This window comes from Flagellimonas aquimarina, assembly GCF_003149745.1.
GTDB classification, from domain to species: Bacteria; Bacteroidota; Bacteroidia; order Flavobacteriales; family Flavobacteriaceae; genus Flagellimonas; species Flagellimonas aquimarina.
This window is the reverse complement of sequence record NZ_QGEG01000001.1, coordinates 1,292,344-1,309,716: the sequence shown is the minus strand read 5'-3', so window position 1 is coordinate 1,309,716 and position 17,373 is coordinate 1,292,344. Positions and strand designations below refer to the sequence as shown.

14 protein-coding genes are annotated in these 17,373 nt (G+C 37.9%); 10 read left to right on the top strand and 4 right to left on the bottom strand.

Annotated elements, in window-relative coordinates:
* Positions 1 to 95: 95 nt before the first annotated feature.
* From DKG77_RS05990 to DKG77_RS05975, 4 genes are all read right to left on the bottom strand, one after another.
* Complete coding sequence (locus DKG77_RS05990; protein ID WP_109661118.1) at positions 96 to 1,253, bottom strand: formimidoylglutamase; 1,158 nt, start codon at positions 1,251 to 1,253, stop codon at positions 96 to 98.
* A gap of 1 nt (position 1,254) precedes the next feature.
* Entirely contained in the window at positions 1,255 to 3,738 is a 2,484-nt protein-coding gene (gene topA, locus DKG77_RS05985; RefSeq protein ID WP_109661116.1) for a type I DNA topoisomerase, read from the bottom strand.
* A gap of 145 nt (positions 3,739 to 3,883) precedes the next feature.
* Positions 3,884 to 4,138, bottom strand: a complete 255-nt coding sequence (locus DKG77_RS05980; RefSeq protein WP_109661114.1) for a BPTI/Kunitz domain-containing protein — start codon at positions 4,136 to 4,138, stop codon at positions 3,884 to 3,886.
* Between the two features lies 1 nt (position 4,139).
* Positions 4,140 to 5,393: an LVIVD repeat-containing protein gene (locus tag DKG77_RS05975; protein WP_109661475.1), complete on the bottom strand. Its 1,254-nt coding sequence runs from the start codon at positions 5,391 to 5,393 to the stop codon at positions 4,140 to 4,142.
* A 141-nt stretch (positions 5,394 to 5,534) separates the two neighbouring features.
* On the opposite strand from DKG77_RS05975, the gene miaB reads away from it, so the two are divergent.
* From miaB to DKG77_RS05925, 10 genes are all read left to right on the top strand, one after another.
* Positions 5,535 to 6,998 carry a tRNA (N6-isopentenyl adenosine(37)-C2)-methylthiotransferase MiaB gene (miaB, locus tag DKG77_RS05970; protein WP_243414860.1) on the top strand — a complete coding sequence of 488 codons (1,464 nt, stop codon included), beginning with the start codon at positions 5,535 to 5,537 and terminating at the stop codon, positions 6,996 to 6,998.
* Positions 6,999 to 7,001: 3 nt separating this feature from the next.
* Positions 7,002 to 8,273, top strand: a complete 1,272-nt coding sequence (locus tag DKG77_RS05965; protein ID WP_109661112.1) for a sigma-54 interaction domain-containing protein — start codon at positions 7,002 to 7,004, stop codon at positions 8,271 to 8,273.
* 3 nt (positions 8,274 to 8,276) lie between these two features.
* Positions 8,277 to 8,822, top strand: a complete 546-nt coding sequence (locus DKG77_RS05960; protein ID WP_417935465.1) for an LptE family protein — start codon at positions 8,277 to 8,279, stop codon at positions 8,820 to 8,822.
* Between the two features lie 5 nt (positions 8,823 to 8,827).
* On the top strand, positions 8,828 to 9,718 hold the full coding sequence (locus DKG77_RS05955) for a hypothetical protein (RefSeq protein ID WP_109661110.1): 891 nt from the start codon (positions 8,828 to 8,830) through the stop codon (positions 9,716 to 9,718).
* A gap of 11 nt (positions 9,719 to 9,729) precedes the next feature.
* Positions 9,730 to 10,098, top strand: coding sequence for a preprotein translocase subunit SecG (secG, locus tag DKG77_RS05950; protein WP_109661108.1), 369 nt, complete (start codon positions 9,730 to 9,732; stop codon positions 10,096 to 10,098).
* 147 nt (positions 10,099 to 10,245) lie between these two features.
* Positions 10,246 to 10,524, top strand: a complete 279-nt coding sequence (locus DKG77_RS05945; protein ID WP_055396737.1) for a co-chaperone GroES — start codon at positions 10,246 to 10,248, stop codon at positions 10,522 to 10,524.
* A 20-nt stretch (positions 10,525 to 10,544) separates the two neighbouring features.
* Positions 10,545 to 12,179, top strand: a complete 1,635-nt coding sequence (groL, locus tag DKG77_RS05940) for a chaperonin GroEL (protein ID WP_109661107.1) — start codon at positions 10,545 to 10,547, stop codon at positions 12,177 to 12,179.
* A gap of 201 nt (positions 12,180 to 12,380) precedes the next feature.
* Positions 12,381 to 13,583 (top strand): glycoside hydrolase family 18 protein, encoded by a 1,203-nt coding sequence (locus tag DKG77_RS05935; protein ID WP_109661105.1) that lies wholly within the window; start codon positions 12,381 to 12,383, stop codon positions 13,581 to 13,583.
* Positions 13,584 to 13,611: 28 nt separating this feature from the next.
* Positions 13,612 to 15,843, top strand: coding sequence for a DUF4838 domain-containing protein (locus tag DKG77_RS05930; RefSeq protein WP_109661103.1), 2,232 nt, complete (start codon positions 13,612 to 13,614; stop codon positions 15,841 to 15,843).
* A gap of 10 nt (positions 15,844 to 15,853) precedes the next feature.
* A complete protein-coding gene (locus DKG77_RS05925) occupies positions 15,854 to 17,344 on the top strand; it encodes an alpha-L-fucosidase (RefSeq protein ID WP_109661102.1) in 1,491 nt (496 codons plus the stop codon).
* Positions 17,345 to 17,373 lie beyond the last annotated feature (29 nt).

Sequence of the window (17,373 nt, the reverse complement as noted above, 5' to 3'; positions counted from 1 at the left end):
GATTATAAACTGTATAACACAAATTCATTATTCTCAAAACTGTTTTTTGAATAAATTATTGTGTAAAAACAATTAATGCTTAAAATTTAATTTGTTTAGTTAAAGCCCTTCCTATAGGCCTTGAACCACCTTTCGGGAATCTTCTGGTTGCAAGCATCCAGATAGTCTTCCTCGGTGCAAGGTAATAACGCCACTGAATTTGTTTTAGTATGTTCAGGTAAAATTGATGGCACCTCCACCCACCAACGTTCTGTTATATGGCTTTTGTAGAATACTAATTCTTCTGTATCTGTAGGGACAGTAAACTTTGTAAAGTCCTCGCTTTTGGAACTTGGAAATTCTTTTATTCTAAAACTAATCCCTTCTATGAAGTACCAGATGATTTGCGCTATCATTTGAAATGCTTGGGAGGAATTCTCTCCTTCATAAATACCAAACAATGATACTTTATCACTAATACCTGCGTATCTAGCAATTGCACAAATCTCCCTGCCGGTAAAACCATTTGGGGAAAAGTTGTTGAAGGAACCCATTTCGCTGGCACGAATTGCACGCAAGTCTAAACTAACAATATGGGAACTTCTTAATACCGGTTCTGCCAATTCTATATTAGCCGCTATATCTCCCAATCGATATGCGTCAAAGAAAAGGCGCTCCATTAAATCGATTTCTTCTTGGGCATTAAAATAACTTTGGTAGCCTATATTGGAAAAATTGAACAGATTGTTGGGTTTGTCCGTAATAATTTTACTCATGTAAGAATGAGAAGAGATAAGCTCTTCATCTTCGCCAAAGTCAAAACGGCTATCTATGGATACCAGATTGACCATATCCCTAATATTGTCAAAGGCTCTGTAAGTGGGAAAAGTAATGTCTTGTGTTGCACCTATTATAATAGGTATAATATTTTCTTCCAAAAGACCGGCTACAACTTCTTTGACCACAAAATAGGTGTCCTCTACCGTATCCCCTTCTTCAATATCCCCAATATCCAGTATTGTGGAATTCCAATTACCGGACATTAAGCGGTACAACTGAATACGTATTTCATCTATATTCAATCTTTCCGGTTTCTTTTCGAATCCATTTCTAGATTCCAAGACGCCAAAAATAGCTACCGTGGCGTTGGCGAAAACGGGCAGTCCTTTTTTCTCGGTATGTTTAAAGATGTTTTTACCCAATGCCTGCGGAGGCAATAATTCTGAGAATGCTAGTACCCTATCCTTAATAGGAACCAAAAAATCGAATGCCATATTACTTCTTAGCCTTTGCTTTGGTTTTTTTCTTAGGTGCTTTCTTTTCTAATAGTGCTTGCGCCTCTTCCAAAGAAATTTTGGTTGCATCTACATCTTTGGACAGCTCAACCTTAAGTCTTCCTTTAATAATATTATGCCTTCCCCATCTTGCCTTTTCAATTCGAATTTTCTCTGTTGGCCATTCCTGAATCAGTTTTTCGGCTTCCTTTATTTTCTTTGCCTCAATAAGCTCAATAATATCAGCTTGGGAAAGATTATCAAAATCGTATTTCTTATTTATATTGATAAACATGCCATCCCACTTAATAAATGGTCCAAATCTACCTTTTCCTTTGGTAACTTCTTTTCCTTCGTAATTTGCTATGGGGGCATCCGCTTTTTCTTTTTCCTTTATTAGCTCAATGGCACGATCCATGTCTACGTCAAATGCACTTTCACCGGGAGCCAAGGAAATAAATTTTTTGCCAAACCTAACGTAAGGGCCAAATCTTCCTACACTAGCTTCAACTGCTTCACCTGCATATTCCCCCAACTTTCTTGGCAATTGAAAAAGCTCCATCGCTTCTTCAAAAGTTATTGTTGTAATAGACTGCTCTGGTAACAAGCTTGCAAATAGTGGTTTTTCTTCTTCGTCAACGGTTCCTATTTGCACCATAGGTCCAAAGCGACCCAATCTGACTGCCACCTGCCGTCCAGATTTAGGATCTGTACCCAATACACGTTCACCGCTTGCACGTTCTGCATTTTCCTCAACATCTAAAACCTTAGGATGAAAATCTTTGTAAAAATCCTTCATCATTTTCTGCCAATCTTCATCTCCGGAAGCAATCTCATCAAAATTTTCTTCAACCTTCGCTGTAAAATTATAATCCAAAATGGTTGTAAAATGATTGACCAAGAAGTCATTTACAATCATTCCAATATCTGTAGGAACCAATTTACCTTTATCAGAACCGACCATTTCGGACAAGTTCTTTTCCACAAGCTTATCCGATTCCAAAACTAACTGCACATAATTTCGTTCTTTCCCCTCCACAGTTCCCTTTTCCGCATAGCCTCGGTTTTGTATTGTTGAAATTGTTGGGGCATACGTTGATGGTCTCCCTATGCCCAGTTCTTCCAACTTCTTGACCAATGAAGCTTCTGTGTAGCGATATGGTGGTCTTGAAAAACGTTCAGTTGCAGTAATAAAATTATTTTGTAAAACTTCGCCCACGCTCATGGCCGGCAACATTCCTTCCTGCTCTTCTGTCTTGTCTTCTTCATCTGTTCCTTCTAAATAAACTTTAAGGAAACCATCAAACTTGATCACCTCTCCATTTGCAGTGAACTCTTCTTTATGTGAACTTGCTTTAATTTTTACGGTGGTCCTTTCCAACTCCGCATCGCTCATCTGCGAAGCCAAAGTACGTTTCCATATAAGTTCATAGAGTTTGGCCTGGTCTCTTTCTATTTGTGGGGATTGTAATTTCATATCCGTTGGGCGTACCGCTTCGTGAGCTTCCTGAGCACCTTTGGATTTTCCAGTAAAATTTCTCACTTTACTGTATGACTCCCCGTAGTTTTGAATAATTGCATCTTTAGCTGCATTCAATGCTTCGTTTGACAGATTAACACTGTCCGTCCTCATGTAGGTAATAAGACCGGCTTCATACAAACGCTGCGCTACCTGCATGGTTCTGCCAACAGAGAAATACAATTTTCTTGAAGCTTCTTGTTGAAGCGTAGAAGTGGTAAAAGGTGCGGCAGGAGATTTTTTTGCTGGTTTTTTATCTAGATTTCCAACAGAAAAATTACAACCAATGTTCTGTTTTAAAAATGCTTCCGCAGCCTCCTTCGTTGTAAAAGTCTTATTCAGTTTAGCGGAAAAAACATTCCCATTGATTGTTTTAAACTCTGCTTTTATCCTAAAAGAGGCCTCTGGCTTAAACACCTCTATTTCCCTCTCTCTTTCTACTATTAACCTTACCGCGACAGATTGAACCCTGCCAGCAGATAGTCCCGGTTTTATTTTTTTCCAGAGCACAGGCGACAACTCATAACCAACCAATCTATCTAAAACTCTTCTTGCCTGTTGTGCATTTACTAAATTGTAATTGATTTCCCTTGGGTTCTCAATTGCTTTCTGGATTGCGGATTTTGTTATTGAATTGAAGACAATACGTTTAGTTCTGCTTTTCTCCAACCCCAACTCCTCGGCCAAATGCCAAGATATGGCCTCTCCCTCTCGGTCTTCATCACTGGCCAACCAAATAGTATCTGCTTTTTTGGCCAAATCTTTCAATTTTTTGACCAAGGCTTTCTTTTCCTTATCTACTGTATATTTTGGCTTAAAATCGTTCTCCACATCTACACCAAGTTCTTTGGATGGAAGATCCGCAATATGTCCAAAACTTGATTCTACTTGGTAATCTTTTCCTAAAAAACGTTCTATGGTTTTTGCTTTTGCTGGGGACTCAACAATAACTAAATTCTTTGGCATGCAATGGGTTTTGGGTAACAAAAGTATATGAATTTTTCGATTTTGAATTTTTTGAAAAACTTATATAAAAAAAATATCCCGCTTTTAGCGAGATATTTCATTGGGTTATTCTACAAATCTTTATTGATTGTATTCAGTTCGGAGATCAGTTGTTTTCACACTCCCGGCAGGCTTCCATGGTTTCAAAAGGTACGACCCCATTACAACCTCCCCATATGAATTCTTTGCATTTTTGCTCCTCTTTGTCAAAATAGTATCTGGGAATTGCAGCTAGACAGTCGCCTGGATCCGGTTCTAGCTGACAGGCCAACGGTATTTCATTATCATCATCCGAACAGGAAATCAATAGCATTGTGATTAAAACTATACCAAGAGCACTTTTAAATATTGTCCCAAACATATTAATTAAGTCCTATTTGGCTGATCAGCTTTATTTCATCATCTAAATATTCATATTGGTACAAGATCTCGTCACCAACCATTATTAAATGACTTTCTAGGGGAATAACATCAAACGTAACAATATCTTTAAAATGGTTTAACATTTTTATATCCTCAACATCTGTTTTGTCATACACTTTTAAGCCCGAGCTTCCATCGCAAACAAACAGCTTTTCATCCCTTATACCCAAACCGTAAGGTTCGTCCATAGGATAATCCACAGCTAGCTTTGGGTCCTCGATATTCGAAATATCCACAATGAACAAACCACTTTCCAAAGCACCGCATTCATTCCCCCCTCTCAAGGTCACATATGCATAATCCCCATCCACCACAACGGGGTCACATGCAGTACCATGTTGAAATTCCGAAACAAAAGTTGGTGTTGCCGGTGAGGAAATATCATAGATGTACATACCTCTCATGCTCCCTAAAAACAAATGGTTTCCGCGATTAAAGATTGTTTCAATATCAAATCCAGCATATACGTCTTCCAAATCCTCCGGGTTCTCCAAATCAGAAATATTGAACACATTTATGTTGTGGCTATCTACAGCATACAAATACTCATCCACAATTTTAAACCTGGCAAGGGAACCACCTTCTCCAGTACCTCCATCTGTAGCTTCGTTCAATGCCATATCTTCAAAAAAGATGCCTCTCCCTGCATTTTGTTCAACCTCTTCTGTCAATCTACGCTCTGTAACGGTCTCCCAACCAACCAACATTTCTGTTTCGTAGTCATAATCTTCGTACTCAACAATGTCAGCTTCAAATGGAAAGAAAATATTGTTGTAGAGTACACTTTCCAATCTATTAACCTGCTGTATTGCATCAATATTAGATATATCCAAGACCACCAAATCCATCATACTATCAGCAAACAAAAAATCATCTTTTACAGAAATATCAACGTTCCCAGGTATTTTAATGAATGAAACTTTTCTTGGTTGTAGGGGATTGCTGTTATCAATAACATGTACCCCTTTGTACTTGTCATTGATAAAAATGTAATCTTGATAAGTATAAATTTTACCAGATTCATCTATTGGGCGAGGTGCGATAATATCAACACTATTGGCAAATTCAGCTTTGCTGATGACCAATGGCCTGGCCACCAAATAATCGCCATAACCGTCATTGTCATCATTGCTATCACATGATACAAATACCATTGCGATCAATGATAAAATTAAAAGAACTTCCTTTTTCATATTGTTTAAGTTTTTTGGTGAAATAACATCTAATAGATAGAAAGTCTTAAACAAAGTTGCGTTTTCTTTTGCATAAAATTTAACTGCCAAATTGTCACTAAAATGGAATAAGCATTATCTTTGCAGCCCATTCTAACAGAAATGATCAAAAACGAGGGCATAGAAAAAATTATTGATGAAAGCCAGCAAGGCAACTCGCTGACTTTGGAAAAAAACGAAAAAAACACCAGAAAACTCTATATAGAAAGTTATGGTTGCCAGATGAATTTTTCCGATAGTGAGATTGTTGCCTCAATCTTGGCAAAAGAAGGTTTTAATACCACTCAAAAATTAGAGGAAGCAGATTTGGTTTTGGTTAACACCTGTTCTATTAGGGAGAAAGCTGAATTGACCATAAGAAAACGTTTAGAAAAGTTCAATGCAGTAAAAAAGACAAACCCCGGAATGAAAGTCGGCGTGCTTGGCTGCATGGCGGAACGTTTAAAGAGTAAATTCCTTGAAGAGGAAAAGATTGTAGACATGGTAGTAGGGCCAGACGCCTATAAGGATCTGCCCAACCTCATCCAAGAAATTAATGAGGGAAGAAACGCCGTAAACGTTATTCTTTCAAAAGATGAAACCTATGGTGACGTTGCTCCTGTTCGTTTAAACTCCAATGGCGTTACCGCTTTTGTTTCCATTACCCGTGGTTGCGATAATATGTGCACCTTTTGTGTGGTTCCCTTTACCCGTGGACGCGAACGAAGCCGTGATCCTAAATCTATTTTAGAAGAAGTGAATGATCTCTGGGAAAGAGGCTTCAAAGAAGTTACGCTATTAGGGCAAAATGTGGACAGTTACCTTTGGTATGGGGGAGGGCTGAAAAAAGATTTTGAAAAAGCTTCAGAAATGCAAAAGGCGGTCTCAGTAAATTTTGCCAACCTTTTGGAACTGGTAGCTAGAGCCCAACCAAAAATGAGGATTCGTTTTTCCACCTCCAATCCACAGGATATGACCTTGGATGTTATTGAATCCATGGCAAAATATGAGAACATTTGCGATTATATCCATTTACCTGTACAAAGCGGCAGTAATCGTATTTTAAAGGCCATGAACCGCCTGCACACAAGAGAAGAATATTTTAAATTGATTGATAACATTCGAAAAATTATTCCAGATTGTGCAATAAGCCAAGATATGATTGCTGGTTTTCCAACTGAAACAGAAGAGGACCATCAAGATACTCTAAGCTTAATGGAATATGTAAAATACGATTACGGGTTTATGTTCGCTTATTCCGAAAGACCAGGCACCATGGCTGCAAGAAAGTTAGACGATGATATTCCTGAGCAAACAAAGAAAAGGCGTCTACAGGAAATAATAGAAATTCAACGAAAACACAGCTTCTTTAGAACCCAACAGCATATGGGCAAAACTGAAGAAGTTCTGATCGAAGGGGTCTCAAAAAAATCTGATGCCCATTGGATGGGGCGGAATTCGCAAAATACAGTTGTGGTTTTTCCAAAGGAAAATTATAAAGTGGGCGATTTTGTTCACGTAAAAATAAATGAATGCACCTCCGCTACACTTATTGGTGAAGCTGTTGGGTATTCAAAGAATAATTAAAGTATGGAAGGTGTTCAATCCATAAAACAACGTTTTGAGCTTATTGGCAACGATATTAAGCTAAATCGTGCAATAGAAAAAGCTATACAAGTAGCGCCTACAGATATTTCGGTTTTGGTAACCGGAGAAAGTGGTGTAGGCAAAGAGGCTATTCCTAAAATCATACATTCCCTTTCTCACCGTAAACATGCCAAATATATTGCCGTAAACTGTGGTGCTATTCCAGAAGGAACTATTGACAGTGAACTTTTTGGGCATGAAAAAGGGGCATTTACCGGTGCTACGCAAACCCGTAGGGGATATTTTGAGGTAGCGGATGGTGGTACTATTTTTTTAGATGAAGTAGGAGAACTACCATTGACCACCCAAGTGAGGTTACTTAGAGTTTTGGAAAACGGGGAATTCTTAAAAGTTGGCTCTTCACAAGTACAAAAAACAGATGTCAGGATTGTTGCAGCTACCAACATCAGCATGTTTGAAGCAATTGAAAAAGAAAAGTTCAGAGAAGATTTGTATTACAGATTAAGCACTGTAGAAATCAACATTCCTCCACTGAGAGAACGCCGGGAAGACATTCATTTGCTTTTTAGGAAATTTGCTTCTGATTTTGGTCAGAAGTACAAAATGCCAACAATTAGGTTAGAAGAACAAGCAATTCAATTACTTGTAAAATACAGATGGCCCGGAAACATTAGACAATTGCGAAATATTGCGGAGCAAGTTTCTGTGTTGGAAAAAAACAGGACAATCTCAGCTGTAACGTTAAATGCTTATTTACCCAGTTCCAGCAATACCAATTTACCCGCGGTCATAGGCCAGACAAAAAAGGAAAGCGATTTCAGCAATGAACGGGAAATTCTTTACAAAGTTTTGTTTGATATGAAGGGAGATCTTAATGATTTAAAAAAACTCACTTTGGAGTTATTAAAAAATAATGACTCCGAAAAAGTACAAGAGGAGAATGAGACCTTGATCCGTAAAATCTATGGAAATGAGGAAGAGGCAATTCAACAACCACAAGACAACGTAGCTGAAGTTTTGCATTTACCAGAACCCGTTGTTGAAACAACCGCAACAGCTGCTCAAACACAGGAAGATCGTTATCATTTTGCGGAAGAGATTCAAGAAGAAGAAACTCTATCTTTACAGGAAAAGGAAATTGAGCTGATTAAAAAATCCCTGGAACGCAATCGTGGCAAACGAAAAGCTGCTGCTTCAGAACTAGGAATTTCAGAACGAACATTATACAGAAAAATTAAGCAGTACGATTTGTAGATTATGGGATTGAACTATATGAAAATATTGGTAAGTAAAAACAGTCTAAAAGTTGGACTCTTTGCATTGGCCTTGAGCTTTTATGGTTGTGGAGCCTACAACTTTTCTGGTGCAGATATAGGCACAGCACAGAGTTTTCAAGTAAATTTCTTCCAGAATTATGCCGATCAAAGTCCCAGTTCCACTATTGAACCTGGACTGGATAGAGATTTTACTTTGGCGCTTCAGGACTTGATCAATAATCTTACCAGCTTGTCTCTTACAGGCAGTAACGGAGATTTGCTTTACGAAGGAGAAATTGTGGAGTACAGAGTTACCCCCATGACAGCAACCTCAGATCAATTAACTGCACAGAACAGACTTACCATGAGCGTAAACGTAAGGTTCTTTAACAAAACAAAGGAAGATGCAGATTTTGAACGTCGTTTTTCTTTCTTTTTCGATTTTGATGCCGCTGCCGCTTTAAATTCTGTTCAGAGCGCTGCACACGAAGAGATTTTTGAACGTATTACACAAGATATCTTTAATGCCTCTTTAGGTAATTGGTAGTAAATATGAATGTATCAGATTTTATACAGATTCTTCAAAAATCAAATACCATCCTATCCCCAAAACAAACAAGGGAACTGGAAGATATTATTGAAGAATATCCCTATTTTCAAGCTGCCAGAGCTTTGCATTTAAAAGGGCTAAAAAATCTTGATAGTTACAAATACAACAACGCATTAAAAGTAACAGCTGCCCATACAGCTGACAGGGACGTCCTTTTCGATTTTATTACTTCCAAGGAATTTGTTCAAAACAATATTGCGGATACCATTGCGGGGAGAGCAACAAAACTAGAAGATAAAAAAGCAATATCAGAAGAGATTGAACCCAATCCAGATACAGAAATCATACTGGGAGAATCTGAGGAAAGTGCGCTGCCACAAAATATTCAAGACGCTGAGCAAATATTGAATCCAGCACTTTTTAAGTCTAAAAAAACTAAAACTGAGGATTCTTCAACCAAGGAAACAGAAAAACCTGTTTCCGAGGCAAATTTGGAGTTGGGGAAGCCCATTCCTTTCACAAAAAATGAGAAACATTCTTTCACGGAGTGGTTGCAGCTGGCTTCCAAAAATTCTGATGAAACAACCGTGAACACAGTAGACGAAGAACTAGAAAAAAAGAAGAAATTTGACCTGCTGGACAAGTTTATAGAGAATAAGCCGAAAATAACCCCAAATGACAATTTAAAGTCAAAAGTCAACATAAAAGAATCCACAAAAATGGATAAAAACGAGTTGATGACAGAGACTTTGGCCAAAGTATACTTAGAGCAAAAAAAGTATAAAAAAGCTATTCAGGCCTTTAAAATATTGAGTTTGAAATATCCAGAAAAAAATGGTTTCTTTGCAGACCAAATTCGGGCGGTGAAGAAGCTGCAGAAAGAAAACGAATAAGAACAGAGACAATGAGTACGTTTGCGATTTTTTTAATATTAATAATTATAGTGTGCCTATTATTGATTTTGGTCATTATGGTACAAAATCCTAAAGGAGGCGGATTATCTTCCTCTTTTGGAGGCAGTGGAAATCAAGTTGTGGGTGGTGTTAAGAAAACCGGAGACTTTTTGGATAAAAGTACCTGGACCCTTGCATCATTATTGATTGTGCTAATCCTGCTTTCCAATGTTTCCCTTAAGGGAAATTACAGTCAGGCAGATTCCAAATTATTACAAGGTGATGATATTGAGAACACCATTCCTGAAACTGTTCCCGAGGAAGTGCCAGAACAAGTTCCGGCAACTGACAATAGCAATCCAACGGATACGATTAATTAAATATTAAATGACAAAATAAATACAAAATGCCAGCTTCAATGACAAGCTGGCATTTTTGTTTTCTAATAATGTCAGTTTTTTTGCAATGGCATAATTTCTGTCCAAAGTTTCCAGAATTTTTAAAACAAATACCTAAAAAATAATAATATGGCTAAAGTTAACATCAAACCATTGGCTGACAGAGTTCTTATTGAACCTGTTGAGGCTGAAACAAAAACAGCTTCTGGCATCATTATCCCAGACACTGCAAAAGAAAAACCGCAAAAAGGAAAAGTAGTAGCTGTTGGCCCAGGAACTAAAGATGAAGCAATCACTGTTAAGGTAGGAGATACAGTTCTTTACGGCAAATATGCCGGTACCGAGTTAAAATTAGATGGCTCAGATTATTTGATGATGCGTGAAAGCGACATTTTAGCAATTGTTTAATTAAAAATCAACTAAAGAAAATGGCAAAAGATATTAAGTTTGATATAGATGCACGTGACGGCCTAAAAAAAGGTGTAGATGCCTTGGCCAATGCTGTAAAAGTTACCTTAGGCCCTAAGGGAAGAAACGTTATCATAAGTAAATCATTTGGTGCTCCACAAGTAACCAAAGATGGTGTTACCGTTGCAAAAGAAATTGAATTAGAGAATGCCCTGGAAAACATGGGTGCTCAAATGGTAAAAGAAGTCGCTTCTAAAACTAACGACTTAGCTGGTGATGGAACTACTACTGCAACCGTTCTTGCCCAGGCAATTGTAAAAGAAGGCCTTAAAAATGTTGCAGCAGGTGCTAACCCAATGGATTTAAAAAGAGGTATAGACAAAGCTGTAGAGTCAATTGTGGAGAACCTATCCAAGCAATCTAAAAAAGTTGGAGATTCATCAGAAAAAATTAAGCAAGTAGCAGCCATTTCTGCAAACAACGACGGAACGATTGGCGATTTGATTGCCCAAGCTTTTGGAAAAGTTGGTAAAGAAGGCGTTATCACAGTAGAAGAAGCAAAGGGAACGGACACTTACGTTGACGTTGTTGAAGGAATGCAGTTTGACAGAGGGTACCTTTCCCCATATTTTGTTACAGACTCAGAGAAAATGATTGCCGATTTGGACAATCCATATATTCTTTTGTTCGATAAGAAAATCTCTTCAATGAAGGATTTATTGCCAGTATTGGAGCCCGTAGCACAATCTGGAAAACCTTTATTAATTATTGCTGAAGATGTTGATGGTGAAGCATTGGCAACTTTGGTTGTAAACAAGCTAAGAGGTTCTCTAAAAATTGCTGCCGTAAAAGCTCCAGGTTTTGGTGACAGAAGAAAAGCTATGTTAGAGGACATTGCTATTCTAACCAATGGAACTGTTATTTCTGAAGAAAGAGGTTTCTCTTTAGAGACTGCAACTATTGATATGTTGGGTACTACCGAAAGAGTAACTATTGACAAAGACAATACCACAATTGTTAATGGTGCTGGTGTTGCTAAAAACATTAAAACCCGTGTCAACCAAATAAAGGCTCAAATCGAGACTACTACCTCGGACTACGACAAGGAAAAACTACAAGAACGTCTAGCAAAATTAGCTGGCGGTGTTGCCGTACTTTATGTTGGTGCTGCTTCAGAAGTAGAAATGAAAGAAAAGAAGGATCGTGTGGATGATGCTTTGCATGCCACAAGAGCTGCAGTTGAAGAAGGTATTGTTGCTGGTGGTGGTGTTGCATTGGTAAGAGCAAAATCTGTTCTTTCTAAAGTAGATGCACTAAACGCTGATGAAGAAACCGGACTGCAAATTGTTGCTAGAGCCATTGAATCTCCATTACGTACCATTGTTGAAAACGCAGGTGGTGAAGGTTCTGTTGTTGTCGCTAAAGTTATGGAAGGTAAAGGAGATTTTGGTTTTGATGCCAAATCTGACAAATATGTTGAAATGATGAAAGCAGGCATCATAGATCCCACTAAAGTAACTCGTGTTGCTTTAGAAAATGCAGCTTCTGTTGCTGGAATGATATTGACCACGGAATGTGCATTGACAGATATTAAAGAAGATGCTCCAGCTATGCCTCCAATGGGTGGTGGTGGCGGAATGCCAGGTATGATGTAATCCTTTTTAGGAATTCTAATATTTTTAAAAGAACCGCTCCAAATTTTGGAGCGGTTTTTTGTTGAGTTAATTTGAAGTGACGCATCTTAATGGGTTTTTGGTCCTAAATCCGTCGTCCGTGCTTTCTCAAATGTTTTCTGTCTAATAGTTTAGAGCAAAGGGAGTTAATTCACTAATTTTTGATTACAAAATCCCTTTCACATGAAATACATTAAACTCTTCACTACCCTCCTTGTTGTATTCTTGATTGTTTCATTTGTAAACAACCAAAAAAGAAAAGAAGATTCAATTGCGGTTATGGGATATTATGTTCCAGAAAAAAACTATAACCCAGATCAACTTCCTTTAGAACAATTAACACATATCATCTTCTCCTTTACCAATGTAATTGATGGTGAAATGAAGTTTAGACACGAGGAAAACGGCAAAAAACTTGAAGAGTTGGTTGCTCAACGCAAAAAGCATCCACATTTAAAGGTAATGATAGCTTGCGGAGGATGGGGTGCTGACGGTTTTTCAGACATGGCCCATACTGCAGAAAATCGAAAAAAGTTTGTACAAAGTGTAGTTGATTTCAACAGGGAATACCAGCTTGATGGGCTTGATATTGATTGGGAGTACCCTGCCATACCAGCTGCCAACACTGGAGCAAGACCAGAAGACAAGCAAAATTTCACCTTATTAATGAAGGAATTGCGCGAAGCTCTCAATACATTAGATAGAGATCAGATTCTAACGTTTGCATCTGCCGGATGGAAACCCTATTACAAAAATATTGAGATTATTGAAGTCATGAAGCATGTTGACTTTATGAATGTAATGACTTATGATCAGGTAGGTGGAAATTCGCCATTTACCGGACATCATACAGCCTTGGGGCATATTAAGGAAGAAGATATAAAAGGTACCCCTGCAGCTGAATTTATTGAAAATTATGGGAAATCCCAGAAAGGTCGCGGTCGCGATTACGGCCCAAGATCAGCAGAAAAAATCATTGACTTTTGCATGGAAAATGGCGTCAAACCCCAACAACTTGTTATAGGCGCGGCCTTTTATGGCAGAGCATGGAAAGGCGTTCCACCTATGAACGATGGACTTTACCAGTTAAACAAAGGTGCCCATATTGGCTGGAGTGGTTATAGCCAAATTAGAAAAGAGTTTGAAGCTAGCGAAAACTATACAAGATATTGGGATTCCATTGCAAAAGCACCCTACATCTATAGTGCAAAGGATAGTATTTTTATAAGTTATGATGATTCGGTCTCTGTTAGATTAAAAACAGAGTATGCATTAAAAAAGAAATTGGGCGGCATAATGTTCTGGCAACTTGGAAATGATACCAAAGAAAAAAGCAGTCTTCTAAAAGCTATGTATGATGCCTCCGTGAAAACTGAATCTAGGTAGTTACTTACCCTTTCATTCCAAATAACCAATGAAAAAAGACACACTCATAATCCTTTGTTCCCTATTGCTATTTTTGTGTTCCTGCTCTAAAAATCAGGTTACCATTGTTTATAATGGGAAATCTGATTATGAAATCGTTTTGACTGACAATGCTTCGCAAGAGCAACATAGTTCTGCAGAAACCTTAAAGAAATACATCAATAAGGTAGGTAATGTGAAATTGAATATTGTAGACAAAAGTTCGCAGACCACAGATAAGCAAAACATTTATGTCGGAAATATCAAGGAAGAGGATTTACCGCCACACGAAATAAGAATCAAGACAGAAAATGACAATATCTTTATTTATGGCGGCTCTGATGAGGCAGTGAAAAATGCGGTTTTTGAATTTTTGGGCAATTATTTGGGCTGTAAATGGTATGCTCCAGGAGTCGAAGAAATACCGCTATCCAAAATCATCTCGATTGACCCAATTGATTTCAGCTATAGCCCAGAGATAACAACCAGAACCGTACATTCCAAACTATTTTATGAAAACCATGAATTTGCAGATCAGCAGAAGGTCACGCATGAAGCATTCCCAAAATATGTGCCGGAAGCCAAAGTACATACCTTCCATAGGTTTGTGCCCGAAGAGAAATTCTACGAATCCAATCCTGAATACTATGCCTTAAGAGGAGAAAAAAGGCTGCCTACCCAACTTTGTCTTACCAATGAAAAAGTGTTGCAAATAGTCAAGGATTCTGTTGCATCGCTTTTTAAAAAAACTCCAACAGCCTCAGTGATTTCGGTAAGTCAGGATGACAATCAACAACATTGTCAATGCAACAATTGCAGTAAAATTGATAAAACCGAAGGAAGTCCCTCTGGAACAATGATTCGTTTTGTAAACCAAGTGGCCAAGTCCTTTCCAGATAAAACCATTTCTACCTTGGCTTATCAATATACTCGTAAACCTCCTAAAACACGTCCAGAATCTAATGTATTGATTACCCTATGTTCCATAGAATGTGACCGCAGTGCACCTATATCAGAAAAGTGTACGGATTTTGCAAGCGATCTTATTGGATGGGGAAGACTTACCAACAACATTCGTATTTGGGACTATACTACGCAGTTTACAAATTTCCTAGCTCCGTTCCCAAACATATATACTTTGCAACCCAACATTCAGTTGTTCAGGAACAACAATGCCAAATGGGTTTTTGAGCAGCATAGTCATAACCCTAGTGAACTCTTTGAATTACGTTCTTATGTAACTTCAAAACTGCTCTGGAACCCCGATTTGGATATTGATGAGCTACTAAAAGAGTTTACAACAGGATATTATCAGGAAGCAGGGCCTTTTATAAAAAAATACATCGATTTAATACATACCAAAATTCAAGAGGACAATGATTTTTTTCTCTTTCTCTATGGAGATCCTTCAGAAGCTTTTTCATCTTATTTAAAACCAGAATTACTCAAAGAATATGCACAACTGTTCGATGAAGCAGAAAAAGCGGTGGCTCATAAACCTGAAGTAATGGAAAGGGTTAAAATGGCGCGCCTTGGCATTGATTATGCAATTTTAGAAGCTTGCAGAAAAAACATAACTACAGAATATAGTTTATTGGTAGATAATCAAGAATCCAAAAAAACAATCAACCCCATGGTTGCTTCCCTACTGGACAACTTTATCAATACTGCCAGAAAAAACAACATCACCTTGGTGAATGAAATGGGTTTTACTGTGAACGAATATGCTTCTAATTATATGTCAGCCCTAAAAATCGCACAAAAACCAAATAAGGCTAAAGGCAAAAAAGTTGTTACGTTGACAAAGCCAAAAAAATATGCCAATGAAGACCCTTTAATATTAACAGATGCAGCATTGGGTGGCAGTAGTTTCTATGCAAATTGGCTCGGGTACGAAGGTAATGATATGGAAGTGATAGTTGATTTGGGAGAATCTCAAAACATAAGTACAGTGTCCTTAGCTTTTTTACAGGTAACCAATCACGTGGTCTTCCTTCCTTCTTATGTAAGCTATTCTGCATCTATTGACAATAGAAGTTTTACACCATTGGGGGACATAAAGAATCCTGCTCCCTTGCAAAAAACAAGCAAGGTAAATGATATCAAACGTTTTGATTTGACCTTTGAACCTAGAAAGGTTCGATACCTAAAAGTAAGCGCAAAAAATACTGAGACCCCCTATTGGCACCATGCCGCTGGTCTTCCGTCCTGGGTTTTTGCCGATGAAATTATAATCAACTAAAAATTCAACAATGAAAAGGAGCTTCAATTTACCTTTCTTTATCTCTATTCTAACTTGCTTGGTTTTAATAAATCAAAATAGTTTCTCACAAGCAGTTTATGAAGATGAACGCTACGTTCCTGAAACAGACCCATTAGTACTGAAGAAGCTGGAACAATGGCAAGATCTAAAATTTGGATTATTAATGCACTGGGGGACCTATAGTCAATGGGGAATTGTAGAATCATGGTCACTTTGTCCTGAAGAATACGGATGGTGCGAGCGAAAACAAGGATCCAATCCCCAAGATTATTTTACGTACAAAAAAGAATATGAGGATTTAAAGAAAACATTCAATCCCACAAAGTTCAATCCGGACAAATGGGCAACTGCTGCAAAGAACGCAGGAATGAAATATGTGGTTTTTACAACAAAACATCACGATGGTTTTTCCATGTTCGATTCAAAATATACGGATTACAAAATAACAGATTCTGAAACTCCTTTTTCTACACACCCCAAAGCGAATATAACAAAGGAGATTTTTAATTCTTTTAGAGCACAAGGGTTTTGGGCAGGGGCTTATTTTTCAAAACCAGACTGGCACGAACCCTCTTATTGGGATCCTTATTATCCTCCTAGAGACCGCAATGTAAATTATGAGCCCGAAGCCAATCCAAAAAAATGGCAGGAATTTGTTGATTTTACGCATAACCAAATTTTAGAATTGCTTACGGACTATGGCAAAGTGGATATTCTTTGGATGGATGGTGGTTGGGTTGCCAAAACTCCTAAATCTGCTATAACCAGCTGGTATGACCAACAATTACAGAACAATGAAAATGGCTATCTAAAACATAGAATCATCAATCAAGACATTAAAATGGATGCATTGGTCAAAAAGGCCAGAGCTAAGCAACCCGGTTTGATTGTTGTAGATCGCGCTGTTCACGGTATCAACCAAAATTATTTAACTCCAGAAAACAGAGTTCCGGAAAAACCATTGCCGTATCCATGGGAGTCATGTATTATTGCTGGTGGCTCATGGTCATATTCTTTTAATGCAGAGTATATGTCTGGTCGTGAAGCTGTGCATACGCTGGTAGATATTGTAGCAAAAGGAGGCAATTTGTTGTTGAACATTGCTCCAAGCCCAGAAGGGGAATGGGACCAAGGCGCTTATAAATTACTCCAAGAGATTGGGGATTGGATGGATGTAAACAACGAAGCTATATATGGTACTAGGTCCATGGCTCCCTATAAGTTTGATAATATCTGCATTACCTCTAAACCTGATGGCTCCATTTATCTTATTTATTTAGTGGAAAAAAATCAAGACAGCCTGCCTTCTGAGATAAAATTTTCAGCCCACATTCCTCAAAAAAATGTTAGAGCAGAACTCCTTGGTTTTAATACAAGATTAAAATGCACATCATCTAAAGATGGGTTGACAATCAAAATCCCCAATGACCTAAAACCAAAGCTTTTAGAAACAAAAGCGTTTGTGATAAAATTGAAATAACTCAAGTAAAGTTTTTAAGGAACATCCCA

What these genes read in the sequence shown, in the direction of transcription:
- DKG77_RS05990 (WP_109661118.1), bottom strand. Translation starts at nt 1,253, where the DNA reads ATGGCATTCGATTTTTTGGTTCCTATTAAGGATAGGGTACTAGCATTC.
- topA (WP_109661116.1), bottom strand. Translation starts at nt 3,738, where the DNA reads ATGCCAAAGAATTTAGTTATTGTTGAGTCCCCAGCAAAAGCAAAAACC.
- DKG77_RS05980 (WP_109661114.1), bottom strand. Translation starts at nt 4,138, where the DNA reads ATGTTTGGGACAATATTTAAAAGTGCTCTTGGTATAGTTTTAATCACA.
- DKG77_RS05975 (WP_109661475.1), bottom strand. Translation starts at nt 5,393, where the DNA reads ATGAAAAAGGAAGTTCTTTTAATTTTATCATTGATCGCAATGGTATTT.
- miaB (WP_243414860.1), top strand. Translation starts at nt 5,535, where the DNA reads ATGATCAAAAACGAGGGCATAGAAAAAATTATTGATGAAAGCCAGCAA.
- DKG77_RS05965 (WP_109661112.1), top strand. Translation starts at nt 7,002, where the DNA reads ATGGAAGGTGTTCAATCCATAAAACAACGTTTTGAGCTTATTGGCAAC.
- DKG77_RS05960 (WP_417935465.1), top strand. Translation starts at nt 8,277, where the DNA reads ATGGGATTGAACTATATGAAAATATTGGTAAGTAAAAACAGTCTAAAA.
- DKG77_RS05955 (WP_109661110.1), top strand. Translation starts at nt 8,828, where the DNA reads ATGAATGTATCAGATTTTATACAGATTCTTCAAAAATCAAATACCATC.
- secG (WP_109661108.1), top strand. Translation starts at nt 9,730, where the DNA reads ATGAGTACGTTTGCGATTTTTTTAATATTAATAATTATAGTGTGCCTA.
- DKG77_RS05945 (WP_055396737.1), top strand. Translation starts at nt 10,246, where the DNA reads ATGGCTAAAGTTAACATCAAACCATTGGCTGACAGAGTTCTTATTGAA.
- groL (WP_109661107.1), top strand. Translation starts at nt 10,545, where the DNA reads ATGGCAAAAGATATTAAGTTTGATATAGATGCACGTGACGGCCTAAAA.
- DKG77_RS05935 (WP_109661105.1), top strand. Translation starts at nt 12,381, where the DNA reads ATGAAATACATTAAACTCTTCACTACCCTCCTTGTTGTATTCTTGATT.
- DKG77_RS05930 (WP_109661103.1), top strand. Translation starts at nt 13,612, where the DNA reads ATGAAAAAAGACACACTCATAATCCTTTGTTCCCTATTGCTATTTTTG.
- DKG77_RS05925 (WP_109661102.1), top strand. Translation starts at nt 15,854, where the DNA reads ATGAAAAGGAGCTTCAATTTACCTTTCTTTATCTCTATTCTAACTTGC.